This window comes from Hymenobacter sp. APR13, assembly GCF_000737515.1.
Taxonomy (GTDB): Bacteria; Bacteroidota; Bacteroidia; order Cytophagales; family Hymenobacteraceae; genus Hymenobacter.
In genome coordinates this window covers 2,702,219-2,729,155 of record NZ_CP006587.1, presented here as the reverse complement: position 1 = coordinate 2,729,155, position 26,937 = coordinate 2,702,219, and the positions used below count along the sequence as shown (strand labels likewise).

At 62.5% G+C, this 26,937-nt stretch carries 22 protein-coding genes; 5 read left to right on the top strand and 17 right to left on the bottom strand.

What is annotated here, in order from left to right; translation table 11 throughout:
- Positions 1-177: 177 nt before the first annotated feature.
- The 3 genes from N008_RS11485 to N008_RS11470 all read right to left on the bottom strand — a co-directional run bounded on the left by N008_RS11485 (position 178) and on the right by N008_RS11470 (position 2,839).
- The gene (locus tag N008_RS11485; protein WP_044016122.1) at positions 178-1,404 is read right to left on the bottom strand and encodes a hypothetical protein; all 1,227 of its coding nucleotides are present in this window, start codon (positions 1,402-1,404) and stop codon (positions 178-180) included.
- Positions 1,401-2,183, bottom strand: coding sequence for a hypothetical protein (locus tag N008_RS21615; protein ID WP_052381453.1), 783 nt, complete (start codon positions 2,181-2,183; stop codon positions 1,401-1,403). The genes N008_RS11485 and N008_RS21615 overlap by 4 nt, the downstream gene beginning before the upstream one ends.
- Positions 2,184-2,266: 83 nt before the next feature.
- Positions 2,267-2,839 (bottom strand): RNA polymerase sigma factor, encoded by a 573-nt coding sequence (locus N008_RS11470; RefSeq protein ID WP_044016117.1) that lies wholly within the window; start codon positions 2,837-2,839, stop codon positions 2,267-2,269.
- A gap of 201 nt (positions 2,840-3,040) precedes the next feature.
- Here N008_RS11470 and N008_RS11465 point away from each other — a divergent pair, with 201 nt between their 5' ends.
- Positions 3,041-3,562, top strand: a complete 522-nt coding sequence (locus N008_RS11465) for a hypothetical protein (protein WP_044016115.1) — start codon at positions 3,041-3,043, stop codon at positions 3,560-3,562.
- 127 nt (positions 3,563-3,689) lie between these two features.
- Here N008_RS11465 and N008_RS11460 read toward each other — a convergent pair whose 3' ends face one another.
- From N008_RS11460 to dapF, 13 genes are all read right to left on the bottom strand, one after another.
- Complete coding sequence (locus N008_RS11460; protein ID WP_081910754.1) at positions 3,690-5,288, bottom strand: aldehyde dehydrogenase family protein; 1,599 nt, start codon at positions 5,286-5,288, stop codon at positions 3,690-3,692.
- Positions 5,289-5,480: 192 nt separating this feature from the next.
- On the bottom strand, positions 5,481-6,986 hold the full coding sequence (locus N008_RS11455; protein ID WP_044016113.1) for a Do family serine endopeptidase: 1,506 nt from the start codon (positions 6,984-6,986) through the stop codon (positions 5,481-5,483).
- Positions 6,987-7,241: 255 nt separating this feature from the next.
- The gene (locus tag N008_RS11450; protein WP_044016111.1) at positions 7,242-7,685 is read right to left on the bottom strand and encodes an Hsp20/alpha crystallin family protein; all 444 of its coding nucleotides are present in this window, start codon (positions 7,683-7,685) and stop codon (positions 7,242-7,244) included.
- Positions 7,686-7,904: 219 nt separating this feature from the next.
- Entirely contained in the window at positions 7,905-8,714 is an 810-nt protein-coding gene (locus tag N008_RS11445) for a hypothetical protein (protein ID WP_044016109.1), read from the bottom strand.
- Between the two features lie 225 nt (positions 8,715-8,939).
- On the bottom strand, positions 8,940-10,133 hold the full coding sequence (locus N008_RS11440; RefSeq protein ID WP_044016107.1) for a M20 family metallopeptidase: 1,194 nt from the start codon (positions 10,131-10,133) through the stop codon (positions 8,940-8,942).
- A 26-nt stretch (positions 10,134-10,159) separates the two neighbouring features.
- Positions 10,160-10,555, bottom strand: coding sequence for a hypothetical protein (locus tag N008_RS11435; RefSeq protein WP_044016105.1), 396 nt, complete (start codon positions 10,553-10,555; stop codon positions 10,160-10,162).
- A gap of 2 nt (positions 10,556-10,557) precedes the next feature.
- The gene (locus tag N008_RS11430) at positions 10,558-11,118 is read right to left on the bottom strand and encodes a hypothetical protein (RefSeq protein ID WP_044018646.1); all 561 of its coding nucleotides are present in this window, start codon (positions 11,116-11,118) and stop codon (positions 10,558-10,560) included.
- Positions 11,096-11,764 carry a deoxyribose-phosphate aldolase gene (gene deoC, locus N008_RS11425; protein ID WP_044016104.1) on the bottom strand — a complete coding sequence of 223 codons (669 nt, stop codon included), beginning with the start codon at positions 11,762-11,764 and terminating at the stop codon, positions 11,096-11,098. The genes N008_RS11430 and deoC overlap by 23 nt, the downstream gene beginning before the upstream one ends.
- Positions 11,765-11,871: 107 nt before the next feature.
- Entirely contained in the window at positions 11,872-15,279 is a 3,408-nt protein-coding gene (gene secA, locus N008_RS11420; protein WP_044016102.1) for a preprotein translocase subunit SecA, read from the bottom strand.
- Between the two features lie 225 nt (positions 15,280-15,504).
- Positions 15,505-16,686: a UDP-galactopyranose mutase gene (glf, locus tag N008_RS11415; RefSeq protein ID WP_044016101.1), complete on the bottom strand. Its 1,182-nt coding sequence runs from the start codon at positions 16,684-16,686 to the stop codon at positions 15,505-15,507.
- A 47-nt stretch (positions 16,687-16,733) separates the two neighbouring features.
- A complete protein-coding gene (locus N008_RS11410; RefSeq protein WP_081910753.1) occupies positions 16,734-17,972 on the bottom strand; it encodes a glycosyltransferase family 1 protein in 1,239 nt (412 codons plus the stop codon).
- Between the two features lie 174 nt (positions 17,973-18,146).
- Entirely contained in the window at positions 18,147-18,662 is a 516-nt protein-coding gene (locus N008_RS11405; RefSeq protein ID WP_044016099.1) for a GNAT family N-acetyltransferase, read from the bottom strand.
- A 165-nt stretch (positions 18,663-18,827) separates the two neighbouring features.
- Complete coding sequence (gene dapF / locus N008_RS11400; protein ID WP_044016097.1) at positions 18,828-19,631, bottom strand: diaminopimelate epimerase; 804 nt, start codon at positions 19,629-19,631, stop codon at positions 18,828-18,830.
- Between the two features lie 332 nt (positions 19,632-19,963).
- On the opposite strand from dapF, the gene N008_RS11395 reads away from it, so the two are divergent.
- The 3 genes from N008_RS11395 to N008_RS11385 all read left to right on the top strand — a co-directional run bounded on the left by N008_RS11395 (position 19,964) and on the right by N008_RS11385 (position 23,181).
- Entirely contained in the window at positions 19,964-20,848 is an 885-nt protein-coding gene (locus N008_RS11395; protein ID WP_044016095.1) for a class I SAM-dependent methyltransferase, read from the top strand.
- Positions 20,849-21,017: 169 nt separating this feature from the next.
- On the top strand, positions 21,018-21,974 hold the full coding sequence (locus tag N008_RS11390) for a phosphatase (protein ID WP_231569689.1): 957 nt from the start codon (positions 21,018-21,020) through the stop codon (positions 21,972-21,974).
- Between the two features lie 139 nt (positions 21,975-22,113).
- Positions 22,114-23,181: an Ldh family oxidoreductase gene (locus N008_RS11385; RefSeq protein ID WP_044016091.1), complete on the top strand. Its 1,068-nt coding sequence runs from the start codon at positions 22,114-22,116 to the stop codon at positions 23,179-23,181.
- 82 nt (positions 23,182-23,263) lie between these two features.
- Here the strand turns inward: N008_RS11385 and N008_RS11380 are convergent, their stop codons facing one another.
- Positions 23,264-24,097, bottom strand: a complete 834-nt coding sequence (locus N008_RS11380; RefSeq protein WP_044016089.1) for a murein L,D-transpeptidase catalytic domain family protein — start codon at positions 24,095-24,097, stop codon at positions 23,264-23,266.
- A 334-nt stretch (positions 24,098-24,431) separates the two neighbouring features.
- Between N008_RS11380 and N008_RS11375 the strand changes: the two genes are divergently transcribed.
- A complete protein-coding gene (locus tag N008_RS11375; RefSeq protein WP_044016087.1) occupies positions 24,432-26,804 on the top strand; it encodes an alpha-amylase family glycosyl hydrolase in 2,373 nt (790 codons plus the stop codon).
- Positions 26,805-26,937: the final 133 nt, after the last annotated feature.

The following is a 26,937-nucleotide window of genomic DNA, read 5'->3' as shown; positions in this document are numbered from 1 at the left end:
TGATGAGGTGATGAGGTGTCACGATAGAGGCGCAGCCGAAGCATCTGGCGAGTGTAGTGGCTTTACCACACTGGCGAGATGCTTCGGCTGCGCCTCTGCATGACGGATGGGCTGACTTTATTTCTTCATTACCTCATAACCCCATCACTTCATCACCCCATCACATCACCTCATCACTTACCGATTAAAGCGGACGTTGCCGTAGCGCACTTTGATGTTGACGTTGCTGGCGGCTGAGCGGCTGCGGCTGGCCACGCCGAAGGTGCCCTGCATGTCGCTGGACGCCGGGCCGCTTTCCTCGGCCTCCACCCGCACCAGCTTCTTGTCCACGAGCAGCTTGCCGTGCTGGGTGTTCACGTCGAAGTTGAAGCCGGCATCGTCGGCGAAGTTGAGCAGGATGGTGCTGTAGCCGCCGTCGAGGTTGATGACGCGGAAGTTTTTGCCGGTGTTGCGCACCTCGAAGTTGGGGCAGTACTGCACCGTCATGTCGAGGCGGTCGGAGAGCTTGTCGATGCTGAAGCGGGAGTAGCCGGAGGTGCCGCGCAGGTTCTGCACCGTGCCCAGGGCCACGTCGCCGTACTTGCTGTGCACGGTCAGGTCCTGCACCGTCCCAATGTCGATATCCGAGTAGTTGTTGCGCAGATCCACCAGCAGGCCGGCGTCCAGACGCAGCCGCGAGTACGAGGCATCAATGCTGGCGCGCTTGGCATACACCACCGAGGCCTGGCCGTTGCCGACGCGCAGCAGGTTCTGCGGGCCATCGAGGCGGCCGGTGCGCAGCGTGCCGTACTCCACAGCCAGCTCGGTGGCGCCGGTCAGGTCACCGTTAATGCTCACGTCGCCGAAGGTGCTGAACACGTGCAGCGGCGTGTTGCGCGGCACCCACACCGTGTAGTTCACTTCGTATAGTTTGGTGCGGCTCCAGCAGCCGTGGGGCATAGTGCCGAAGCGCGAATTAACCGAAATACCGCCCGTGGAAGGGTCATTTTCGAGCAGCTGCACCTGAATCATGTCCTGGAGCTGCTGGGCCTGGGTTTCGGTTTCGGCCCGCGTGATGATGTCCACGTCGGTGCGGATTTCCGGGCGGTTCCACACGTTCACGAGCACGCGGCCGTAGCGGGTATTGAGGGCGAACGGCTTGCCGTTGGCGGCGCTGAACGTGCGGATCAGGCGGCGCGTCTTCTCCACGGCCGGGGCCGGCGTGGCTTCATCCTGCGGGCCCTGGGGTCCTTGCACGCCCTGCCCTTCGGCCGGGCCGCCCTGCAGCGGCAGCGGCGCGGCCTCGGGGCCGGCCTGGTAGAAGTGGGCTTCCACCGACTGCGCACGCACGGCGCTGCAGCCGGCTAGCACTAGGCCACCCAGCAGCACCGCCTGGTTCAGAAGCTGGCGTAGAGGCTGGCTCATGGCTGGGGCTGATTGGTGGTGGCCGGCGTGCCCTGCGCCTGATACTCCTGCATCTGCTCCCGGGTGCGGGTTTGCTGGTTGAGGATGTCGAGGCGGATCTGCAGGTTGCGGTTCATGGCATCGAGCACCACAGTGGGCTCGGGGTTGCGGTAGAGCTCCTGCTTGAGCTGCCGGTACGTCGAGTCGAGGCCGGCCAGCTCGCGCTGCCAGTCGGCGGCGGCGCCGGCCGGCATGGTGGCTTCCAGCTTCTGCAGCTGGGCTTGGCGCTCTTCAATCTGCACGGCAAAGTAGCTTTCCATACGGCGCACTTCCTGCGTGAGGCGCTGGGCCGGCGAGGCGGAGGTCGCCTCTGCTACCGGCTCGGCTTCAAAGCCAAAAGACAGGCCCGCTGGGCTTTCAGCCGCCGCCGCAGTGGCAGGCGGAGCCACGGCGGCCGTGGTGGCGGTCCAGGCGCCGGAGTGGCTGGTGTTGTTGCTCCAGATGGCGCCGAGGCCGGCCAGCAGCAGGGCGGCGGTGGCGGCAGCCATGGCCGGGCGCGGCAGCCAGGTGGCGCGGCGGGCGGCGGAGGCAGGAGTGGCAGGGGCTTCGGCAGCCGGATGCATACGCACCACCCGCAGCGGAGCGGGCTCCTCGTCGGGCATGGCGGTAGCAGGGGCAGCGGCGGAATCCGCCAGCTGCGCCTCAATGGCGTCCCACAAGTCCGGGCGCGGCTCAAACACGTCGAAGTCGGCGCGGTGCCGCTCAACGAAATTTTCCAGTCCGGTTTCTTTGTCGTTCATGTTCGGGGTGGTACTAGGGGCACTATGGGGTTCTGCAGCTGCCCAAGGGCATTGTCAGAGGGGAAAAGCAAAGCGGGGTGGTATCAGGCCGTGAGGCCGCGCTGGCTGGCCAGCTCCAGCAGTTTCTTGCGGGCCCGGCTGTACTGCGACTTCGACGTAGACTCCGTGATGCCCAGAATGCCGGCTATTTCGGCGTGGTCGTAGCCTTCGAGCAGGTACAGGGTCAGCACCACGCGGTAGCCGTCGGGCAGCTCCTGCACGCAGCGGCGCACCACGTCGGCGCGCCAGTGGGTTTCGTCGCTGTCGGCGGCGTAGTCAGACGGTTCGGGGCCGGCGGCGGCATCGTGCTGCTCGCCCAGCGGCACCAGCTGCAGGCGCCGGTTGCGCAGGCAGTTGATGCTTTTGTTGATGACGATGCGCTTCAGCCAGGAGCCAAACGACGAGTCACCTTTGTAGCTGTGCAGCTCCCGAAACGCACTCAGGAAGGCTTCCTGCAGCACATCTTCGGCCTCGGCGTAGTTGCCGGTGATGCGCAACGAGGCGTTGAACATGGCCTTGGAATAGCGCTTGTATATCTCAGCCTGGGCCCGCCGGTCGCCCAGGCGGCACCGCTCTACCAGCGGGGCGTTGATATCGGTATAAGCAAAAGCTTCCATAAGCGAAAAGCGGAAGGTGAAACAGGCGAAAGTCAGCGAATATCCGACTTTCCAAGCGAAGCTGCTACATGCTGGGGGGCAAGCAGGTGAAAGACAGCCGCGTGGCGCCAGGGTTGCACCTGTCCGCCAACATTGCCGCACGGCGCAGTATTTTTGCAACTGCCTTGTCTGCTATTCTTTCCGTTAAGCTATTCTGCCCGTATGAAGTTTCTTCCATTCCTGTTTTTTGCCGTTACCGCCCTCGTCGCCTGTGAAAAGGACAACGACGCCCCCACCATCGACTTCGGGCCCAACGGCGGCATCACCGTGCGCGATGTGAGCAACCGCCCCACCGGCGCCACCGACCCTACTGACTGGACGCTGGACGGCACCTGGAATCAGCAGGAGCAGGATCTATTCAAGGATTTGGGACTGGATCTGAATGCGCCTGCCAACGGTACAGTGTCGCGCCTCAGCTTCTATCCCAATCCGGCTACGGTGCAAGCCGCCTTCCAGTACGAGGCCCCCGTGGCCGTGACGTGCAGCTTTGTGGTAGTGGACGCCAACTACCAGGCGGTACTGAATCGATCCACTTCTACTACAGCCAGCACGGGCCAGACGGTTTTGCTTGACGTCAGCGGCAGCAATTTCCAGCAAGGCAGGCTCTACCGGCTCTACTACGTGATGCGCAACGGCTCAGCGCTATACTACAAAGGCCACGGCGACCTCAAAGTCGGCATGTAGCATAGGCTTCAGCCTGTGCCGACTTGCACTTCGAGTAAAAGCAAAAGGCCGCCATCTGGTTGATGGCGGCCTTTTGCTTTGTGTAACTACGCAGTCCGGCACAGGCTGAAGCCTATGCTACATTCAGCTAGAAATCGAACTTGATGCCCTGGGCCAGCGGGAGCTGGGTGCTGTAGTTGATGGTGTTGGTCTGGCGGCGCATGTACACGCGCCACGCGTCGGAGCCCGACTCGCGGCCGCCGCCGGTTTCCTTCTCGCCGCCGAACGCGCCACCGATTTCGGCGCCGCTCGTGCCGATGTTCACGTTGGCAATGCCGCAGTCGGAGCCGGTGTGGGCCAGGAAGGCTTCAGCCTCGCGCATATTCAGCGTGAAGATGCTCGACGAGAGGCCCTGACGCACGCCGTTCTGGATGGCAATGGCGTTTTCCACGTCGCCGCTGTACCGGATCAGGTACAGGATGGGCGCAAAGGTTTCTTCCTGCACGGTGTGGTAGGCGTTGTCGGCTTCCACCAGCGCGGGCGTCACGTAGGTGCCGGTTTCGTAGCCGGCGCCGCTCAGCACCTCACCGCCGATGAGCAGCTTGCCGCCTTCCTTTTGCACCGCTTCCAGGGCCTTGGTGAAGGCCTGCACGGCGTCTGTGTCGATGAGCGGACCCACCAGCTTGCCGTCCTGCAGCGGGTGGCCGATGGGCAGGTTGGGGTAGATTTTCAGCAGGCGGGCCTTCACATCCTCGAAAATGGATTCGTGGATGATGACGCGGCGGGTGGTGGTGCAGCGCTGCCCGGCCGTACCCACAGCCCCGAACACGATGGCGCGAATGGCAATTTCCAGGTCGGCGTGCTGGGTGAGGATGATGGCGTTGTTGCCGCCCAGTTCCAGCAGCGCGCGGCCCAGGCGGGCGCCCACCACTTCGCCTACCTTCTTGCCCATGCGGGTGCTGCCCGTGGCCGACACCAGCGGCACGCGGCCGTCGGCGGCCATGGCCGCCCCAATCTCGGCGTCGCCGATAACCAGGTTGAAGATGCCTTCGGGCAGCTCGTTTTCGCGTAGCACGTCCTGGATGATGTGCTGCACGGCCACGGCTACCAGCGGCGTCTTCTCCGAGGGCTTCCAGATACACACGTCGCCGCAGACGGCGGCCAGCATGGCGTTCCAGCTCCACACGGCCACCGGGAAGTTGAAGGCCGAGATGATGCCCACCACGCCCAGCGGGTGGTACTGCTCATACATGCGGTGCGCCGGGCGCTCCGAGTGCATCGTAAAGCCGTGCAACTGGCGCGAGAGGCCAACCGCGAAGTCGCAGATGTCAATCATCTCCTGCACTTCGCCGAGGCCTTCCTGCAGGATTTTGCCCATCTCGTAGCTCACCAGCTTGCCCAGCGGCTCCTTGAACTCGCGCAGTTTGTTGCCAATCTGGCGCACGATTTCGCCGCGCTTGGGCGCCGGCACGGTGCGCCAGGTCAGGAAGGCTTCCTGGGCCTTCTGCACCACCTGCTCGTAGTCTTCTACAGTGGCAAAGGCCACGCTGCCGATGAGCTTGCCGTCGGTGGGCGAGTGGATGGCGCGGGCCTGGGCATTGTCCTGGCCGCCCCACACTAGGCCGGTGCTCCAGGCGGCGTTGGTGGCTTCTACGCCCAGCTCGCGCAGCACCTGCCGGATGCCGTGGTGGTCGTGGTCCTGCACGTCGGTGCCGGTGGCGGTAGCTTCTTCGAGGGCTTGTTTCATGAGAAAGGTTGGGTGGGAAATGCGGATTGGTATTCAGCAAATCTAATGAATTGGCGCGGGGGCTGCTATTTACCGTGTCCCGCGTTGCCAGGTTTCAACGCAAAAAAGCTCCTGCTACGGGTGTAGCAGGAGCTTTGCAGATATTTCCGGCCGCTGGAATCCTTGGATTCCGCGCGTCGCTCGGAATGAGGGCTACTCGGCCTGCCCGATGGGGTAGTAGGCTTTGCGGCCGTCGGGGTACACGCCTTCTACCAGCGCGCCCTGGCTTTCCTTGGCGGCTTCCAGGTACTGGGCCACATCCTGGGGCTTGCTCACCTTGTTCTTGTCGATGCGGGTGATGATGAAGCCGTCGGCAATGCCGGTTTCGCGGAAGTTAGAGCCCTGGATGCCGCTGATTTTCGCGCCACCTTCCAGGCCCAGCTTGTTCATTTCCTGCTTGCTTACCGGAGCCAGTGTGGCGCCTTCATACTTGATGGCCTTGGCCAGCTCTTCCCGGATGATGTCGGTGGTGCCGGTGGAGTTGCGCAGCGTGGCCGAGGCCGTGCGCGTGTCGGAGCCACGCAGGTAGGTCACCTTGATTTTGTCGCCGGGGCGGAAGCGGGCTACCTGCTCCTGCAGCTGCGACGAGGTGTTCACCTTGGCACCGTTGATTTCGGTGATGATGTCACCTTCCTTCAGGCCAGCGTCAGCGGCTGAGCTGTTTTTGCTCAGGCCCATCACGTACACGCCGCTCAGCGTGTTGAGCTTCTTCTCAGAAGCCAGCTGCGCGTCTACCTCCCGGATCTGCACGCCCAGCAGGGCGCGCTGCACCACTTTATACTTCAGCAGGTCATCAATCACCTTGCTCACGATGGAGCTAGGCACGGCGAAGGAGTAGCCCACAAACGAGCCCGTCTGCGAGGCAATGGCCGAGTTGATGCCGATCAGGTCGCCGTTGAGGTTCACGAGCGCGCCGCCCGAGTTGCCGGGGTTCACCACAGCATCGGTTTGCAGGAAGCTCTCGATGCCCATGCCCTGCTGGTCGCGCAGGATGTTGATGTTGCGGCCCTTGGCCGAGATGATGCCGGCCGTGACGGTGGAGTTCAGGTTGAAGGGGTTGCCCACGGCCAGTACCCACTCCCCTACCTTCACCTGGTCGGAGTTGCCGTAGCGGATGAAAGGCAGGTTATCGGCTTTCACCTTTAGCAGGGCCAGGTCGGTGGTAGGGTCGGTGCCCACCAGCTCGGCCTCGAACTTGCGCTTGTCGTCCATCACCACCTCAATCTTGTCGGCCTTATCAATCACGTGGTTGTTGGTGACGATGTAGCCGTTGGCGGCGATGATTACGCCCGAGCCGGAGCCCTGCTGCGGCCCGCGCTGGGGCTGCTGGTACTGCTCAAACTCGTCGCCGAAGAACTGGCGCAGGAAGGGGTCCATGCGGGCACTGCCGCCGCCCTGGCCCGCTTTGGGCGCGTATTCCGTCATTACGTGCACCACGGCCGGCGTCACGGACGCCGCGGCCGCCGTGAAGTTGAGGCCTTCGGGCACCACGTAGTTGCTGCTGCGCAGCTCACTCGTGTACCGAACATTGGGGTCAGCCGCAATAGCCTGGGGCGCGTTGGTGCGCTCTGGCTCCAGCAGCTTGTACCCACCCACTGCCACGCCCCCGCCAAGTACAGCGGAACCGAGCAGACCGAGCATCATTTGTTTTGCTTGCATGGGTAAGAACAGTGAAAGAAGGGAAAAAGAGGAGAACCGAATTTAGGAAAGTGTGCGTGAACCAACAACGAAGCGGGCTTATGCAACGAAAGATGCGCGCCCGACAGTATGAGGTTGCATCTGGCAGCCGAGCCGGGGCTTTTAGTCGACAAAACTACCCACGGTGTCTGCCACTTTCCGCTGTCTACTCTAGCAACACGCGGGCCAACAAAAAAGGCACCCGTCTGGATGCCTTTTTTGCAGAACTCGCAGTGCCTAGCGCACTTCGATGTGATGTTTCGTCACTTTTTTGCTGTCAAAAGGCAGCTGCACGCGCAGAATGCCATCGGTCAGCTCGGCGTTGATGGCCGTTACGTCGACGGTGTCGGGCAGGCGGAAGCTGCGGGTGAAGCTGCCGTAGCCGGTTTCGGTGCGGTGGAACTTCGGGGCGTTTTCGGCGGCCTCCAGCGCCTTCCGCTCGCCGCTGATGACGAGCTGGCCTTCCTGGAAGTCAATGCTGACGGCGTCTTTCGCTACGCCCGGCAGCGCCAGGTGCAGCTCGAAGCCGGCTTCGGTTTCCAGCACGTCGGCGGCCGGCGCGAAGGATTTGGAGGGTTGGTTCACGGCCGGCAGCGTGTCGCGCAGCATGTCGCTGAGCACGGCATTGAAGGCACGCGAAGGACGAAGAGCAGGGCGGTTGTTATACAGCAGAGTTGCCATGGTATGAGATGATGTAGTTGAGTCAGAAGTTGAATCTGTGCCGTCGGGCACACCCTTACTCTATAAAATCCATACCAGTCGACTTTTAATGACAAAAAGACATTAAAAGCATATTCGGCGAATTTCAGCCCTATTCATATTTCAAAAAATACCGGCCATACAATCCATCAAGCCTCCTTTAACCCCAATCCAACTCACGACAAAAAGTCACAAATCAACTTAGTGCTGCGTTGGAAGCTGCCGGCGCTCGAACACGGAGCCGCCTTTGAAGAAGGTGAAACGCAGATCCAGGCCCACAACGGGCGTGATGAGGTTGGTGCGGCCGCCACCGGTGACGTTGCCGTTGGCATCGGTCTGCACCAACGCGTTGATGTAGGTGGTCTGCGACGCCACCCAGGGCGTGAAATCGAAATGCGGCGACACCCGCACGCCGATTTCGCCGCGCAGGCTGCCGAAGTCGATTACCCGCTCTTTCTCCTCCAACTCGTCGCGCTGCAGGCGCAGATAGGCGGCAGCTTCGTAGGAGATGCGCGGGCGCAGGGCCAGGCTGGTGCCCAGCGGAAACACCCGGTCCAGGTCGAGGCGTAGGCGGGTGATGCCGCGGCTTTCGGCTCCCTCCTCGGTTGGCACGAAAACCTCTACGCCCAGCCGCTGCCGGAAATTGAAGCCGCCCAGCGTGTTCCAGTGCCGCACGAACAGTTCGGGCGTCAGGTTGGTGTAGAGCCCGTTGCGGCTGCCGCCATCCCGCTCAACCTTATAAAAATCGCTACGCAGCGTAGCGCCGCCGCTCCACTTCTCGTTCCAGAACCGCTCGTAGCCCAGGTTCAGGCCCACCTGTTCCAGGGTAGTGCCCTGAAAGGTGCCGGTGCTGATGGGCCCGCGCACGCCTAGCAGCGCATAGTCGTCGCCGGTCAGGGCCAGCTCGGTCTGTACCTCGGGCAGCAGCAGCGTGCTGCCGACGCTCCGGCGCTGGGCCGTGGCGGCGGTGGCAAGCAGGCAGGCGGTAAGCAGTAGAAATTGGTGACGCATAGAAAAAGCAGATGTAGCATAGGCTTCAGCCTGTGCCCGTTAGCGAATATTATTGCGCGGCTGTTGCGCAGTGCCTCCGTTCAGGTGATGATGAGGCCAGTAGCGCGAATAACGCAGTTCGTGTTACGAAACGATAGTCAGTACAACCTAGTGTAGCGCGAACTACGCAGCTCGCGCTACACTATGGTAGTCACCTCAGCTCTACGAGCGGGCACAGGCTGAAGCCTATGCTACATTTAGCTCGCAGAGCGTGAGCCAGGCCATCAGGCCGGGGCCGGTTTCCAGGGCTTTGGGCTCGATATCGAAGGTGGGCGTGTGCACGCTGGAGGCAAAGCGGCCGTCTTCGGCGCGGGTGCCGAGGCGGTAGAAACAGGCATCGGCGGCCTGCGAGAAGTAGGCGAAGTCCTCAGCGGCCATCCACTGGTCCAGCTCAATCACGTTTTCCGCCCCCAGATATTGCTCGGCGGCGGCGCGCACACGGGCCGTGAGCTTGGGCTCGTTTTCCAGGTACGGGTAGCCGCGCCGGATTTCCAGCTCGCAGGTGGCACCCATGGAGTCGGCCAGGCCTTCGCAGAGGCGGCGCAGGTGGCCGTGGGCCTCGTCGCGCCACTCCTCGTTCAGCGTCCGGAAGGTGCCTTCAATGTAGACCTCGTTGGGAATGACGTTGGTGGCGCCGTTGGCAATGACTTTGCCGAACGACAGCACGGAAGGCAGCTTGGGGTTGGCGCGGCGGCTCACAATTTGCTGTGCCGCCACGATGATGTGGGCGGCCACCAGCACGGGGTCGAGGTTCATTTCGGGCATGGCGCCGTGGCCGCCTTTACCGCGCACGGTCAGGTAGAGCTCGTCGGTGCTGGCCATGTAGCGGCCGGGCCGGATGCCGATCTGGCCGGCGGGCAGCATCGGGAAAACGTGCTGGCCCAGCACGCTGGCGGGCTTGGGGTTTTCGAGCACGCCTTCCTGAATCATCAGGTTGGCGCCACCCGGCAGCCGTTCTTCACCGGGCTGAAACATCAGCTTCACAGTGCCCTCAAACTCGTCCTTCAGCGCCACCAGAATGCGGGCCGCGCCCAGCAGCGACGACGTGTGCACGTCGTGGCCGCAGGCGTGCATCACGCCGGGGTTCTGGGATTTGTAGGGCACCTCGTTCTGCTCCGTGATGGGCAGCGCGTCCATGTCGGCGCGCAGGGCCACGGTGCGGGAGGCTGGGTTGCGGCCTTCAATGAGGGCCACCACGCCGGTTTTAGCAATGGGCTGGGGCTGCAAGCCCAGCTGCCGCAGTTGCTCGGTCACGAAGGCCACGGTGTTGTACTCCTCAAACGACAGCTCGGGGTGGGCGTGCAAATGGTGACGCACGGCAATGGTATCGGCGGCGTGCTCGGTGGCCAGCGCTTTGATGCGGGAAAGCAGGTGGTTCATAAGGCAGATAAAACCAGGGAAAGCGGCTACTCAAACAGCACGCCCAGATACAGATGAATGGCTACCAGCATGGGCCGGCCGAAGGTGTTAGGACTGAAGGCCGCCTCGTACTGCTCGGCCGAGGAGGTGACCCGGCCCACGAGCACGCAGTCGGCAAACTCCAGGTACTGGCCGCGCTTGTCGTTGTTGAAGCGGATGCGCCCGCGCACGGCCACCGTGAAATCCAGCAGAATATGTTGGCTCTGGCGGGCCACCAGCGTCAGGTCCACCACGCCGCTATGGGGCCAGAGCGTAAGCAGCAGCCGTAAGTCGTGTTGGTCTACGCAGCACTCCACACCGCCGTGCTCGTTTTCTACGGGCACGGTTTCCAGGCCCTGCAGCAAATCCAGCTCCTCCCATTGCAGCTCGCGGAGGGTGGCCATGGCTAGTACGCTGCTTTGTTGAGCACCACCTGCGCCGATTCCAGCTCGGCTTTGGGGGCCAGCGGCCGGATGCGGAGCATGGCCTGCTCGGCTTCGAGGCGCGTGAGGTAGTCGCCGATATAGAGGCGGAACACGGGCTGCTTGAAGGTCAGGTAGTCGGTTTCGTCGGGGTAGCGGCTGATAACGGCGCGGCGGATGCTCATGGCCTGCTCGCGCTCCAGCCCCACGTAGGCCAGAATGCGGAAACCCTGGGCATACTTCACGTTCTGGTTGGTGAAGGCCTGGTCGCGCAGGCGCTGCTCAATCTGGGCATTCACCTGGTTGGTAGGCGTTACCGGGGTGCGCGTGGCAGCCGGCACAGCCATTTCCTTGGGTGCGCTGAACACGGGCCGGTAGCGGCTCAGGTCTTCGGCGGGCACGGCCGGTGCGGCCTGGGCGGCGCGGGTTTTGGTGGTATCGGCGGGGGCGGCGGGGCCGGTGGTGGCGGGCGCGGTGGCGGCGCAGGCGCCCAGGGCCAAGAATGCGGGAAGCAGCAGCACGTTACGCAGTAGGGGTTTCATCATGGTCATCAAGCAAAGCCAGGCTGTTAGAGGAGCCCAGCCGGTCGGCGCCGGCCGCAACCAGCGCCAGCGCAAACGCCCGGGCCCGGATGCCGCCGGAGGCCTTGATACGGATAGTGTCCGGCAACGATTGCCGCATCAGTTCAATATCGGCCACCGAGGCGCCGCGGCTGGCAAAGCCGGTGGAGGTCTTCACGAAGTCGGCCCCGGCCTCGGCGCACAGCCGGCAGGCCGTCACGATTTCCTCCTCGGTCAGCAGCGCCGTTTCGATAATCACCTTCAGAATGGCACCGCGGAAGTGGCACAGCTCGACCAGCTGCCCGATTTCCTCTTCCACTTCGGCCAGCTCGCCGGCCTTGAGGGCGCCCACGTTGATGACCATATCCAGCTCCGTCGCTCCGTCGGCCAAAGCCAGATGGGCTTCAAAGAACTTCACTTTCGCCAGCGCGTAGCCCAGCGGAAACCCGATAACGGTGCACACCGGCACGCCGCTGCCGTGCAGCGCCTCGGTGGCCAGGCGCACGTAGCAGGGCGGCACGCACACGCTGGCAAACTGCTGCGCGACGGCCTCCTGGCACAGCTGCCGGATCTGGGCGGGCGTGGCATCGGGCCGCAGCAGCGTATGGTCGATGTAGGGAGCGAGGTTCATAGAGCAGGCAAAGGTAGAAGGTATAGCGCGAAACGGATCGGCACCTTACAACAAACGGGCCGCGCTTCCTGCTGGAAACGCGGCCCGTTCTGTGGCTTGTGGCGGCCTTATGCCTCGTCAACCAGCACGCAGCGGTTGTTGAGCAGGTCGTCTTCCACGGTCTTGTATTTCACGTCGCTCACGATGCGTCCGTCCATGTACTGCACGGTCACTTTCTCGTTGCGGTTGGCCACTTTCTGCGAGCGGGCCGGCATCTGCTTTTCCAGAATCTGCGCGTCGTCGGGGCCCATGTCCTCGGGGCCGGCACCCAGCGAAACCGACGATACTTCCTTCTCGGCCGTCAGCTTGGGCATCGGGGCGGGCGTGGGCAGCTCGTCTTCGATGTAGAACTCGGCCTCGTCGGTGCCCTGGGCGCCGCCCTGCACCGGAATATCGGCGCGGAACAGGAACGACAGGGTGTCTTCGTTGACCTTGCCGATCATGCCTTTGAACAGCTCGAAGCTCTCGAACTTGTACACCAGCAGCGGGTCTTTCTGCTCGTACACGGCGTTCTGCACCACCTGCTTCAGGTCGTCCATCTGGCGCAGGTGCTGGGTCCAGGCAGTGTCGATGGTCGACAGCACCACGGATTTCTCCATGCTCCGAATGATTTCGTGGCCGCCCGTGGCCTGCGAGCGGCGCAGGTTAGCTACCGCCGAAACCTGCTTGCGGCCGTCTGTGAAGGGCACTGCCACGTTTTCGAACGGGGCGTTCTGCTCCAGCAGGCTATTCACGAGCGGCATGGCGTTGCCGGCAATGTGGTCGTTCTTGCTGTGGTAGTAGCCCAAGGCCTCGTCGTAGAGCTTCTGCGACAGGGTGCCGGCGGCCATGCCCTTCATTTCGGCTTCCGTGATGTAGGTATCGTAGCCGTACACGCGGATGATGGCCAGCTTGAAGTCCTCGTAGTCGCCCGAGATTTTGTGGGCGGCCACGATGTCCTCAGCCACGTCGTAGATCATGTTCCACACGTCCAGCTCCAGACGCTCGCCGAACAGGGCGTTGCGGCGGCGCTTGTACACCACTTCGCGCTGGGCGTTCATCACGTCGTCGTACTCGAGCAGGCGCTTGCGCTGGCCGAAGTTGTTTTCTTCAACCTTCTTCTGGGCGCGCTCAATCGAGCTGGTAATCATCGAGTGCTGGATTACCTCGCCTTCTTCCAGGCCCATACGGTCCATGAGCTTGGCAATTCGGTCGGAGCCGAACAGGCGCATTAGGTTGTCTTCGAGGCTCACGAAGAACTGCGAAGAGCCCGGGTCGCCCTGGCGGCCGGCGCGGCCCCGCAGCTGGCGGTCTACGCGGCGGCTTTCGTGGCGCTCCGTACCGATGATGGCCAGGCCACCCGCAGCTTTGGAGGTTTCCTTGAGCTTGATGTCGGTACCGCGGCCGGCCATGTTGGTGGCAATGGTCACGGTGCCGGGGTAGCCGGCGGCGGCCACAATCTCGGCTTCGCGCTGGTTTTGCTTGGCGTTGAGCACCTGGTGCTGGATGCCGCGCAGCTTCAGCATGCGGCTCACCAGCTCCGAGATTTCCACGCTCGTGGTACCTACCAGCACTGGGCGGCCGGCCTGCACCAGCGTTTGGATTTCCTCGGCCACGGCGTTGTACTTCTCACGAACGGTCTTGTAGACCTTATCGTGCTCGTCTTTGCGCTGGATGCCGCGATTGGTCGGAATCACCACTACGTCGAGCTTATAGATGTCCCACAGCTCGCCGGCTTCGGTTTCGGCCGTACCCGTCATGCCGCCCAGCTTGTGGTACATGCGGAAGTAGTTCTGCAGCGTAACCGTAGCGTAGGTCTGGGTGGCGTCTTCCACGCGCACGTTTTCCTTGGCCTCAATGGCCTGGTGCAGGCCGTCGGAGTAGCGGCGGCCTTCCATTACGCGGCCGGTCTGCTCGTCCACGATCTTCACCTTGCCGTCGTCGGTCAGGATGTACTGGTCGTCTTTCTCGAACAGCGTGTAGGCCTTCAGGAGCTGGTTTACGGTGTGAACCCGCTCGCTCTTCTCCTGGTAGTCCTGCATCAGCCGTTCCTTCTGGTGCAGCTTTTCGTCGTCCTTGAGGCTGTTGTTTTTCTCGAGGTTGGCGATTTCCGACCCAATGTCGGGCATGATGAACAGGTGCGGATCTTCACCCTGGGCTGTAATCAGGTCGATGCCTTTTTCGGTCAGCTCGATCTGGTTGTTCTTTTCGTCAATCGTAAAGAACAGCGGCATATCGGCCTGCGGCATCTGGCGGGCGTTGTCCTGCAGGTAGTGGTTTTCCACTTTCTGCAGCACGGCGCGCATGCCGGTTTCGCTCAGGAACTTGATCAGCGGCTTGCTCTTGGGCAGGCCACGGTAGGCGCGAAACAAAGCCAGGCCGGCTTCGCCTTCCTTGTAGCCGTCTTTGCCTTCTTTGATGCCTTTGCGAGCTTCCACTAGGTACTGCTGCACGAGCTTTTTCTGCTCGTCTACGAGGCGCTGGATGCGGGGCTTGAGCTGGTAGAACTCGTGCACGTCGCCGCGGGGCACGGGGCCCGAGATGATGAGCGGCGTCCGGGCATCGTCAATCAGCACGGAGTCCACTTCGTCGACCATGGCGTAGTGGTGCTTGCGCTGCACCAGCTCGCCGGTTTCGCGCGCCATGTTGTCGCGCAGGTAGTCGAAGCCGAATTCGTTGTTGGTGCCGTAGGTGATGTCGGCGGCGTAGGCGGCGCGGCGGGCATCGGTGTTGGGCTGGTGCTTATCGATGCAGTCCACGGTGATGCCGTGGAACTCGAACAGCGGCGCATTCCACTCCGAGTCACGCTTGGCCAGGTAGTCGTTGACGGTTACCAGATGCACGCCGCGCTTGCTGAGCGCGTTCAGGAACGCCGGCAGCGTCGACACGAGGGTTTTGCCCTCGCCGGTCGCCATTTCCGAAATCTTGCCCTGGTGCAGCACCACGCCCCCGATGATCTGGACGTCGTAGTGAATCATGTCCCAGGTGATTTCGGCGCCGGCCGCCAGCCACTTGTTGCTCCAGATGGCTTTGTCGCCCTGAATCGTGACGTTCTTTTTGCGCTGCGCGTACTGGCGGTCGTAGTCGGTGGCGGTTACCACCAGCTGGCCGTTTTCGGTGTAGCGGCGGGCCGTTTCCTTCACCGTGGCAAAGGCGGCGGGCAGCACCTGCATCAGCACCACTTCCAGGTCTTTATTGCGCTGTTTTTCCAGCTCGTCAATCTGGTCGAAGAGCTTCTCCTTGGCCATGATGTCGAGGCTGGCGTCGTCGTTGACGCGGGCGTGCAACGCGGCCAGCTGGTCGTCGAGCGGCTTCAGATGGGCGTCGATGCGGGCGCGCACCTCGTTGGTGTGCTCGCGCAGCTGGTCGTCGGAGAGTTGTGCCAGTTTGGCATATTCGGCGTTTACGAGCGCCACATAGGGGATAATCTCCTTCAAGTCCCGGTCCGATTTCGTTCCGAAAATCTTGGCGACGGTTTTCCCTAGAAAGTCAAACATGCTGTTATTTTTAAACTGAAACGCCGGGGCGTACCTCAAATTTACAGTGTTTTCCGGGATTCTCCCGGTCAAATACCGTAAACGCGCCGCCCCGGACCCCAAAACGACAAACCCCGCATCCTCAAAGAGTGTGCGGGGTTTGTTTGATCGGCGAACTTGTCAGGTCCGTCAGCCGGATTAGAACGTCATGCTTCGCTACGCTATGCCTGACGTTTAAGCGGCACTTTACTGCTTGGCCGGGTCGCGGGGCACCAGCTTCTCCATGATGGACGTGGAGCCGAGAATGGCCGGTTTCTGGGCCTTCTGGGCTTCTTCGCTCTTCTCCGTGAGGCGCTTGTAGAGCGTGAGAGCCTGGGCCACTACCTGGTCCATGTTGTAGTACTTGTAGGTAGCGAGGCGGCCCACAAAGTGTACGTTCGGGGTCTGGTCGGCCAGCTTCTTGTACTGGTTGTACAGGTCGGCGTTTTCGAGGCGCGGCACGGGGTAGTATGGGTCGCCCTCGGCTTTGGGATACTCGTAGACCAGCGCGGTTTTGGGGTGTTTCTGGCCAGTGAGAGCCTTAAACTCCGTAATGCGCGTGTACAGGTTGTCGTTGGGGTAGTTCACCACCGGCGCGGCCAAGTGCTGCTCCACGTTCAGGGTTTCGTGCTTAAACTCCAGCGAGCGGTAGGGCAGCTTGCCGTATTTGAAGTCGAAATACTCATCTACCGGCCCCGTAAAAATCATTTCCTTGAAAGGAATGAAGTCGATGATGTCGTGGTAGTCGGTGTTGAGCATCACCTTGATGTTGGGGTGGTCTAGCATCCGCTCGAACATGCGGGTGTAGCCGTGCAGCGGCATGGCCTGGTAGGTATCGGTGAAGTACCGGTCGTCGCGGTTGGTGCGGGTAGGCACCCGGCTCGTCACGGACTTGTCCAGCTCCGAGGGGTCCATGCCCCACTGCTTGCGGGTGTAGTTCTTGAAGAACTTCTCGTACAGCTCGCGGCCCACTTTGCTGACCACCACGTCCTCGGAAGTCCGGATAACGGGCACGTCCTCGGCTACCGACTCGAAGAACTGCTCTACCTCAAAGCTGTTCAGCGACAGGCCGTAGAGCTTGTTGATGGTATCGAGGTTGATGGGCATGGGCACCATCTGGCCATCCACGGAAGCCAGCACGCGGTGCTCGTAGGGGCGCCAGTCGGTGAAGTTCGACAGGTACTCGAAAACGTCCTTGGAATTGGTGTGGAAGATATGCGGGCCGTATTTGTGGACCAGGATACCGTCTTCGTTGTAATGGTCGTAGGCATTGCCGGCAATGTGGCTGCGTTTGTCTACAATCAGCACTTTTTTATTTGAGCGGGTGGCCAGCCGCTCGGCCAGCACGCTGCCGGCAAAACCGGCCCCAACAATGAGGTAATCGAACATAGCGTACGGGGTGATGTGGTTGGTAGGGGGATTCGGAAAGGGAATTTTCAGGTAGTAGCGAGCGGGGCAACGGGTACTTTGGCGTGCAGGCGGTCCTGCATCAGGTCCAGCATCTGCTGCCAGGTCTGGTCCCAGGAAATGGTGGCGAGGTAGTCGTCGGTGCGCTGGCGCCAGTCGGCATCCTGGGTTTGCGTCAGAGCCTTTTCGATGGCCTGGCCGAAATCAGCGGCGTTATCGGCAATCTGCACGAGGTTCAGCTCGCCGTAGGGGCGCACCACGTCGCGGATGGGCGTGCTGACCACGGGGCGGCCGGCAGCCAGGTACTCGGGGGTTTTGGTAGGCGAAATGAACTTGGTGCTTTCGTTGTCGGCGAAGAGCAGCGTGGCCACGTCCCAGCCCTGCAGGTAGGCGGGCAACTCCTGGTAGTCTTTGCCGCCGAGGTAGTGCACATTGGCCTGCCGCGGCAGGGTGGCCGGGTCAATCTTCACCACAGGCCCGATGATGACAAACTGCCACTCGGGGTGCGCGTCGGCCAACTGGCCCAACAGTTCAATATCCAGCCGCTCATCCACCACGCCGAAGAACCCGACGCGCGGATGCGCAATGCCGGCCTGGTCGGCGGGCTCAGGCATGGGCTGGCGGGCCTGGCCGAAGTGGGCTTTGTCGATGCTGCTGGGGAAGGGATGCGCGTCGCGGTGCTGCTGGCGCTTGGCTTCGTAGAGCGTGTGGCCGCCCGTGAACACCAGATCGGCCTTCTCGAACAGCTCCCGCTCCCGCTCGCGCAGCTCCGGCGGCGCAAACTTGAAGGCGGCCAGTTCGTCCATGCAGTCATAGACGGTCAGTAGCGGCTTGAAGAAGCGCGACTTGCCCAGGGCCATCGGCGTGTAGTACCAGAACACGTACTTGTCCACGCCCTGCTCGTCGAAGTAGCGGCTCAGCACCTCAAACTGGGTTTGGTCGGCCACGGCTTCGTCGGCGCGCAGCTTGTGCGGCAGATGCACCACCAGCACCTTGAGGCCCTGCTGGCGCTCCTTCACTTCCAGGTGCGGCTCAATGAGGTCGTCGGCGTGATAGAAGGCTTCTTCCACGTAGAAAACGCGGCCGTGCTGGGCAAAGCGTGAGAGCAGGTGCTGCGGGCGCTGCCACACGAAATCCCAATGCAGGTGTGCAAAGCAAACTAAATCGGGCAGAAAATAGGAAACCGGGGCAATAGTAGACGTAGTGGCGGTAGCAGCGGCAGAGGCGGAAGCATGGGCGTCCAACTCCGCTGGTGTGGTCAGCGGCATAAGCGAGAAAACGAGAATGAGTAATCGGGGGCACAGGCCTCTTACTGGAAGATTCCGCCTCAACGGCCTGCCGGCCCCTATCGACTATACGCCCGATTATTTAAAAGGATATCGTTGAGCTAACGCTAAATTATTTGGCATAGTTCAACTAAAGCCAGTAGCTCAACAATAGCATCAGAGCAATTGCTGCATTTCTACAGCATCCTGCCAACCGCCAGGCCGTCGCAGCCACTGCTGCCGGGTGCCTACCGTGCGGAAACCAGCCGCCGCAAACAGCTCCAGGCTGGCCGCATTGTCGGCGGCGATGGTGCAGTGCAGTTGGTGCAGCTGTAGCACCTGCCGGGCATAGGGCAGCAACAGGGCCAGCGCGGCCTGCGCGTAGCCGTGGCGACGGTGCTCGGGCAGCACCACTATGCCTACCCCCGCCCGCTGGTGCAGGGGCTCAAACCCGAAAATATCCACGGTGCCCACAGCCGCGCCGGTGGCGGTGCCGCATAGCACCAGCCGCAGTTGCCGCACCTCGTGGAAGTCGGCGGCGGCGCTGTCGAGGTACTGGCGCAGGGTGTAGCGCGACACGGGCGCCAGCGTGTCGGACACGCTCCAGACCGCGGGGTCGTTTTCCAGCGCGTACAGGAAGTCGAGGTCGTCGGCTTCAAGGGGGCGCAGAAATACGAGGTCGGAACGGAGCATAACGAATGGTTCATCTCTAGCCCATTTCTATAAGACAGAGAGAATTAGCTTCTCTCCCTCTGCAAGGCCGGGCAACGGATGTTGGTAAAAGAAAGAATATTAAAGCTATTTCCCCTTCTCTTTTGGAGAGGGGGCTAGAGGGTGAGGTCCGGCACAGGCTGAAGCCTATGCTACCTCTATTTTCCCCTCAAACACCCGCGTGGCGGGGCCAATGAGGTAGACGTGCTGGAACGAGCCGTCGGGCTGGGTCTGGAAGGTTACGCGCAGGTCGCCGCCGGGGGTGCGCAGGTGCACGGGGCTGGTGGCGCCGTGCTGCGAGGCGGCCAGCGCCACGGCCGTGACGCCGGTGCCGCAGCTCAGGGTTTCGTCTTCCACGCCCCGCTCGTAGGTGCGCACCTGCCAGGGCTGTTCGGGCGTGGCGGGCGCCTCCACGAAGTTGATGTTGGTGCCTTTTTCGCGGAACAGCTCGCCGTAGCGGATGGCGCGGCCTTCGGCAAACACGTTCAGCTCGGCCAGCGTACCGGCCGCCTGCAGGCGCACCACGTGCGGCGAGCCGGTATCGAGGAACACGCCCAGCCCTTCCAGCGGCTGCTGCCCGGCCACGTCCTGCATGCGCAGATGCACGGTGCCGTCGGCGTCGATGCGGGCCTCGTGGGGGCCGTCGGCGGCCAGGAAACGGGTTTCGGTTTCGATGACGCCCAGCTGCCGGGCAAAGGCCACGGTGCAGCGCCCGCCGTTGCCGCACATCGAGCCCAGGTGGCCATCGGCGTTGAAATACACCATCTCGAAATCGTACTCCGGGTGGTTGCGCAGCAGAATCAGGCCGTCGGCGCCGATGCCGCGGCGCCGGTCGCAGAGGTTGCGCACCAGCGCGTGGTCGGCGGCATTAAAGGTTTCGGCGCGGTCGTCCAGCATCACGAAGTCGTTGCCGGTGCCCTGGTATTTGTGGAAGTGCAGCGTGGTGCTCATGGGGCAAAGGTACGAAGGGGGTGACAGGTGACAGGTGACAGGTAAAGGAAGAACGTCATTCCGGGCTTGCGAGGAATCTCGCGTGCTGACGTTGGCCTCACCCCCGACCCCCTCTCCGGTGGAGAGGGGGAGCCTGACGAGCTTTTTCGGTGAGCCTGCTTTCTGGTGATTTCCATACTGGCGAGATTCCTCGCTCCACTCGGAATGACGACCTTTTACTTTTCGTCTCATCACCTCATCACGATTCACTCCATCACCTCATCACGATTCACCCTATCACCTCATCACGATTCACTTCATCACCTCATTACCCCCTTCGTACCTTTGCGGGCATGTACACCTTCCTGACCACGAGCCCCTGGGCCGACTACGAGCTGATTGACGCCGGCAACTTCGAGAAACTGGAGCGTTTTGGCCAGCACATTCTGGCCCGGCCCGAGCCCCAGGCCATCTGGGACCCACACCTGCCCGCTTCGGAGTGGCAGCGCGCCAGCGCCACCTTCACCCGCGAAAAAGGCAGCCAGGAGCGCGGACAGTGGAAAATCAAGCCCGGTACGCCCGAGCAGTGGCTGATCGGCTACGAGCGACCCGACGGCCTGAAGCTGCGGTTTCGGCTGGGCATGTCGTCGTTTAAGCACGTGGGGCTGTTTCCGGAGCAGGACCCCAACTGGCAGTTCATCTACCAGCAGACCCGCAAGCGCAAGGCCGCCGTACCGCGCGTGCTCAACCTGTTTGCCTACACCGGGGCTGCCACCCTGGCTGCCCGCGCCGCCGGCGCCGACGTCACGCACCTCGACTCGGTGAAGCAGGTGAACTTCTGGGCCCGCGACAACATGGAAGCCTCCAACCTCGACGGCGTGCGCTGGCTGGTGGAAGACGCCATGAAATACGTGCGGCGCGAGGTGAAGCGCGGCAGCAAGTACCAGGGCCTCATCCTCGACCCACCTGCCTACGGCCGTGGCCCCAACGGCGAGAAATGGCAGCTGGAAGACGAGCTCAACGAGATGCTCAAGCTCTGCAAAGAGCTGCTCGATCCGCAGGACCACTTCTTCCTCGTGAACCTGTACTCGCTGGGCTTCTCGGCTTTGATTCTCGACAATCTGGTGGGCGAAATCTTCCCGGATATGCGCGACAAGCGCGAAATCGGGGAAATCTACCTGCACGATGCCGCCGCCCGCAAGCTGCCGCTGGGCACGTTCTGCCGGTTCGCGACGTAAGTTAGCCGGGATTGGGGCCGCGAGCCAGAACGTCATTCCGAGCTTGCGAGGAATCTCGCTCGTGTGGAAACCAAGGGGCTCCAGTGTCAGCACGCCCGCGTCTAAGCCAGCTTGGAAAGACAGCCCGCCCCTACCCTTCTATTCCTTCATGACCTCATCCTCCTAGTCAGTGTCACATCCTCCTTCTCTGCACCGCCGGCTGGCCCTCATAGACATGGGCACCAACACCTTCCACCTGCTGATTGTGGAGCTGCCCGAGGCGCGCCACGCGCAGCCCGTTACGCTGCTGCGCACCAAGGTGGGCGTGCGGCTGGGCGAAGGCGGCATCAGCAAGGGCCAGATTGCGCCCGAGCCCTATGCGCGGGCTTTGCACACGCTGGCCGGCTTCAAGGAGGAAATGGAGCTGCACCAGGTAACGGACGTGCGCGCCACGGCCACCAGCGCCATGCGCGTGACCAGCAACGGCCCCGAGCTGGTGAAGGACATCTTCGAGCAGACCGGCATTCAGGTGGAAGTCATTGCCGGCGACCGGGAGGCCGAGCTGATCTGCGCCGGCGTGCGCCGTGCCGTGCCGCTCGGCCCGGAAAAGCACCTGCTTATGGATATCGGCGGCGGCTCGGTGGAGTTTATCATTGCTGATGAAAGCCGGATCTTCTGGAAGCAAAGCTTTGAAATCGGGGCCCAGCGCCTGCTCGACAAGTTTTTCCCGGACCCCAGCGGCGTATTCCCCCCCGAAGCCGTGGCGGCCGAAAAAGCCTATTTCCAGCAGGTACTGGCGCCGCTGGCGGCTGCCGTGGCCGAGTTCCGGCCGGTGGGCCTGGTGGGCGCGTCCGGCTCGTTCGACAGCCTGGCCGACATGCACCTGGGCCGTCTGCGCGCCGAGGCCGACCTGCCGCCGTCCACGGACCTGCCGCTGGAGAGCTTACACCGCAGCCAGCAGCAGCTGCTAAGCCTCCCGCACGAGCAGCGCAAGGCCCTGCCCGGCATTCTGCCCATGCGCGCCGATATGCTGGTGGTGGCCGTGGTGCTGATCGACTACGTGCTGGAGCTGACCGGCATCACGCACCTGCGCACCTCGGCCTATGCCCTCAAGGAAGGCCTGCTGGCCGAAATGCTGGCATTGTAGCGCGGGCCGTTCCAGCCGCGCGCCGTGCCCCAGGGCTGAAGCCCTGGGCTAGTGAGGTTCTCTTCCCCAACTACGCTTATCTGCCCCACTCCGTAGCCCATGGCTTCCGCCCTGGGCCATACGGGCCGCCCTTCTGCTAATGACTACTACCCTCTCCTACAACCAGCTCTTCACGTTTGCCGAGGCCGTTTTCAGCGGTATGGGCTGCCCCGACGCCGACGCCACCCTGGCCACCGAAACCCTGCTCTCCGCTGATCTGCGCGGCGTAGACTCGCACGGGGTGGCCCGGCTCATCGGCTACGTGCGCCTCTGGGAAGCCGGCCGCATCAACGCCACGCCCCGCGTGGGCGTCACCTACGAAACGCCCAGCACGGCCGTGGTGGACGGCGACGGAGGCCTGGGCTTGGTAGTGGGGCCGCGCGCCATGCAGGTAGCCATGGACAAGGCCCGGCAGGTGGGCACCGGCTGGGTGTCGGTGAAGAACTCCAACCACTTCGGCATTGCCGGCTACCACGCCATGCTGGCGCTGGCCCACGACATGATTGGGGTGGCTATGACCAACGCCTCGCCGCTGGTGGCGCCCACCTACTCGCTGGAGCGGCTGCTAGGCACCAACCCCATTGCCGTAGCCGTGCCCGCCGGCGAGCAGCCCGATTTCGTGCTGGACATGGCCACCACCACGGCCGCCAACGGCAAGCTGGAAATCGCGCAGCGCAAAAACCTGCCCATTCCGGATGGCTGGGCCCAGGATGCGGCCGGCGTGGGTTCCACCGATGCCAACGCCGTGAAGAACGGCGGGGCCTTGCTGCCGCTGGGTGGCACGACCGGCTCGCACAAAGGCTACGGCCTGGGCGCGGTGGTCGATATTTTCTCGGCCGTACTGAGCGGGGCTAACTACGGGCCCTGGGTGCCGCCGTTCGTGGCGTTTCTGCAGCCCTCAGCCAACCCCGTGGGCCAGGGCCTGGGCCACTTCTTCGGGGCAATGCGCGTGGATGCCTTCCGCCCCGCCGACGAGTTCAAGACCCACATGGACAACTGGATTACCACCTTCCGCCAGGCGCAGGCCGTGGAAAGCCGGCACGTGCTCATCCCCGGCGACCCGGAACGTGAAACGTCGGCTGTACGGCTGCTGGAAGGCATTCCGCTGCTGGAGCCCGTTATCCGGGACTTGGAAACGGTGGGTAGCAAGTTCGGCGTGAAGCTATAAACGCCGTTTTGGCGTTGCTCATACAACAAAAAGCCCCGCTGACGCAATGTCAGCGGGGCTTTTTGTTGAGCATCGTTATGGCTTAGCTATTGGCCGACAACAAGGCGTTCATCGCCACATCCTCGTTCAGGTATTTCGAGGAGTACGACTGGTCGGGGCCGTTGAGAAACAGGCAAGTCCGGCCATTAACGGCTTCAATAATTTCGTCTTTCTGGTCCATCGGCAGGGCGGGGCAGCCGAGGCTGCGGCCCAGGCGGCCATATTGCCGGATGAAGTCCTCGCTCACGTAGTCGGCGCCGTGCATCACCACGGAGCGGGCCAGGGCGTTGGTGTTGTAGCCTTCATCGAGGCCCTGCAGCTTGAGGCTGCGGCCGTGCTTGCCGATGTACTCGCCTTCAGTCACATAGAAGCCCAGGCTGCTCATGTTTGACTCATTCTCGTTGGAGAAGTTGGTCGCCATGTTCTCGCCGGAGTTGTGGCCGTGCGCTACCAGCGTGTGGAATTTCACCTGCTTGGCTTCCAGATCGAGCACCCAAAGGCGCTTTTCGGTGCTGGGCAGCTCGAAGTCCACTACCGTCAGCAACTGCTTGTCGTCGGAGAGTTGGCCGTTGTGCTGCAGGTTGAGGTAGCCGGTCATGGCTTTCTCGAACACGTTGTAGCGCAGACCCTGGCTTTCCACATTCAGGTCGCGGTACAGGTCGTGCAGGCGCTGGTTGAAGAAAGCGGTCTGCAGGCTTTTGGCTGATGGCAGCTTCGCTTCCATCCCCTGGGCTTTTACCTTGTTGGCGCTGCCCATTACCGGGCCAGCCAGTGGAGTAGCCATGAACAGGGCAGCCACGAACGGTAGTACCCGGCGCGCCACCCGGCGGGCCCGGCGCTTCAGCCGCTGACGACGAACTACACTCTGATTTTCCATCGACACACTTCGGTTTCGGTTGTAGAAAAGATGCCCTTCGTGCTCAGAAAGACATCCTGTTAGGGCTATACGCAAATAGCCCGGCGCCGGATGACTGCACTGCCGCCATTGACACCGGAATAGACACAACATAGCGCTAGTACGATTAATTCCCGATGGCCGCCAGCAGGGTGGTGGAGCAACGTGACAACAGCGGCGCTATCAATATTTTGGCTAACGACCTAACAACGGAATTTTATCATTTATTTTAAAGCCCGGCTTTTTCAAATAACGCCGACATGGGCGAATTTTCGCCGCTTCCGACCCGCATCACCAACCAATTCCCCAAACCCATATGCTCAATTGTACAAATGCCTGGTGGCGCAAGCTCACCCTGGCCGCCGCTGCCTTATTAGTGCTGAGTGGCCAACCCGCTAAAGCCCAGAAAGTGGTCCTGCAGGGCTACTGGTGGGACTACTGGAACACCAACTACCCCAACGGCTGGGCCAACTACATTGCCCTGCTGGCCCCGCGCCTGAAAGCCATGGGCATTGATGCCGTGTGGCTCCCGCCCACCATCAAAAACGGCAACCAGGGCAACGGCTACTCGCCCTTCGACAACTACGACCTGGGCGACAAGTACCAGAAAGGCTTCACGGCCACCCGCATGGGCAACAAGGATGAGCTGCTGCGCGCCGTGGCCGTGCTGCACGCCAACGGCATCGAGGTGGTGCAGGACATCGTGCTCAACCACAACGACGGCGCCGGCTCCCAGACCGGCGGCGGTGGCCAGGACCCGGCCGCCTGGGAAGACGGCTCGACCAGCAAGTACAAGAACTTCCGGTACGTGAGCTACAGCAAGCCCGCCACCGACGAAACGGCTGCCAACTACTTGGCCCGCAACGGCCGCTTCCCCAAAAACTGGCAGAACTTCAACCCCAACCCCGGCAACAACTCCACCTCCGGCGACCAGAACCAGATTCTGTTCGGGCCCGATATCAGCTACTACAGCGGCTCCTACGGTCAGAGCTCCAACGCCACCTTCAACCCGGCCCAAGGTGCCGACTACATGCGCACCAACCAGCGCAACTGGCTGGTGTGGTACAAAAAGCAGGAAGGCTTTGATGGTGTGCGCCTGGATGCCGTGAAGCACTTCCCGGAGTTTGCCATGGAGGATTTCCTCTACAACATGCAAAGCAACGCCGGCTGGGCCAACGGCGGCGCAACCATGTACGCCGTGGGCGAATGGGTGGGCGGCAGCGGCCAGATGGACAGCTGGGTGGCGGGCGTGCAGAACCGCGCCGGCACCTTCGATTTCTCGCTGCGCAACGCGCTGTACAGCATTGTGAGCGGGGGCGGCAACTTCGACATCGGCTCGTTGCCGAATTACCAGCAGGGCACGCGGGTGGTGCAGATCAACGGGCAGTATGTGCACCGCACAGTACCGTTTGTGAACAACCACGACACGTTCCGGCCCCAGGTGAGTGCCACCGGCAACTATACCGGCTGGAACACCGGCTCGGAGCTGGCCCCGCACATCGACCCGTTCGACCCGCGCCTGTCGGCCGCCTACGCCGCCGCGCTGGCCGTGGATGGCTCGCCGCAGATCTTCTTCGAGGACCTGTTCAACATCGGCAGTACTGGTAAGCGCTACTCGCACCAGCCCACCAGCACCGTGGACCTGCCCCAGCGCTCCGACATCGAAAACTTAATCTGGTGCCACCAGAACCTGCGCTTTAAGGACGGCGCTTACAAAGTGCGCTGGCAGGCCCAGGACCACCTCGTCATCGAGCGGAGCACCAAGGCCATCATCGGCATCAACGACAACTTCTCGACCTGGCAGAACAGCACGGTTTCGTGTGATTTCGCGCCCGGTACCGTGCTCAAGGACTACTCCGGCGCCAACGGCACGGCTACCGTCACGGTAAGCGGCTCGCAGACGGTGAGCATCAACACGCCGCCTTGCAACGGCACAGCCACTGGCGGCCGCCGCGGCTACTCGGTGTGGGCGCCCGTGGGCATCAACACCAACTACGTGCGCGCCGCCATGGCTACCACCCAGGAATGGGAGCTGGCCGACGACCTGGGCGACAGTGACAGCCGCTCCCTGCGGCAGGGCGGACAGCTGCCGGCTTCGTCCACGGCGTACCGCACGGCGGGCCGCATTTACGTGCAATCAGGCAAAACCGTCACCTACACGCTGTTCCCCACGGATGCTACGCGTAGCCTGGCAGTGGAGCTAGTGAGCGGCACGAGCACCATCGTGAGCAGCAAAACCGGCACCGGCACCCTCACGGGCACCTACACGCCCACGGCCACCGGCTGGCTGACGCTGCGCGCCAAAAACGCCTCTACGGCCAACCCGGCCCAGCGCGCCTTCATCAAGGCCACCTACACCGCCCCGGCCGTGCTGAGCACCACGGCTCTGCGCGAAACCGGCGTACTGGCCACGGCCAACGCCCGCACGCCGCTGGCCGGCGCCGACCTGACGGTGTACCCCAACCCCACCGCCGCCAACCGCATCGACGTGGTGCTGCAGTCGCCGACGGACGTGACGGCTACGCTGCGCCTGACCGACCTCATGGGCCGCCTCGTGCACGAGCAGAAAGTGCGCCTCTACCCCGGCTCCACGGAGCAGCGCCTGCGCATCGAGCGAGCATTGCCGGCCGGTGTCTACCAGCTGAACGTGCCGGAACTGGGCCTGAGCCGCAAAGTTGCGGTGCAATAAAAACAGGCTTAGTGTTTTAAAAAAGCGCCTCCGGAATTTTCGGAGGCGCTTTTTTATGCTGTACGGTTTTACATTGAAGCAAGAAGATGTAACGCGAAGTTGTACTTCGCGGAGCGCCAGAACAAGTAGCACT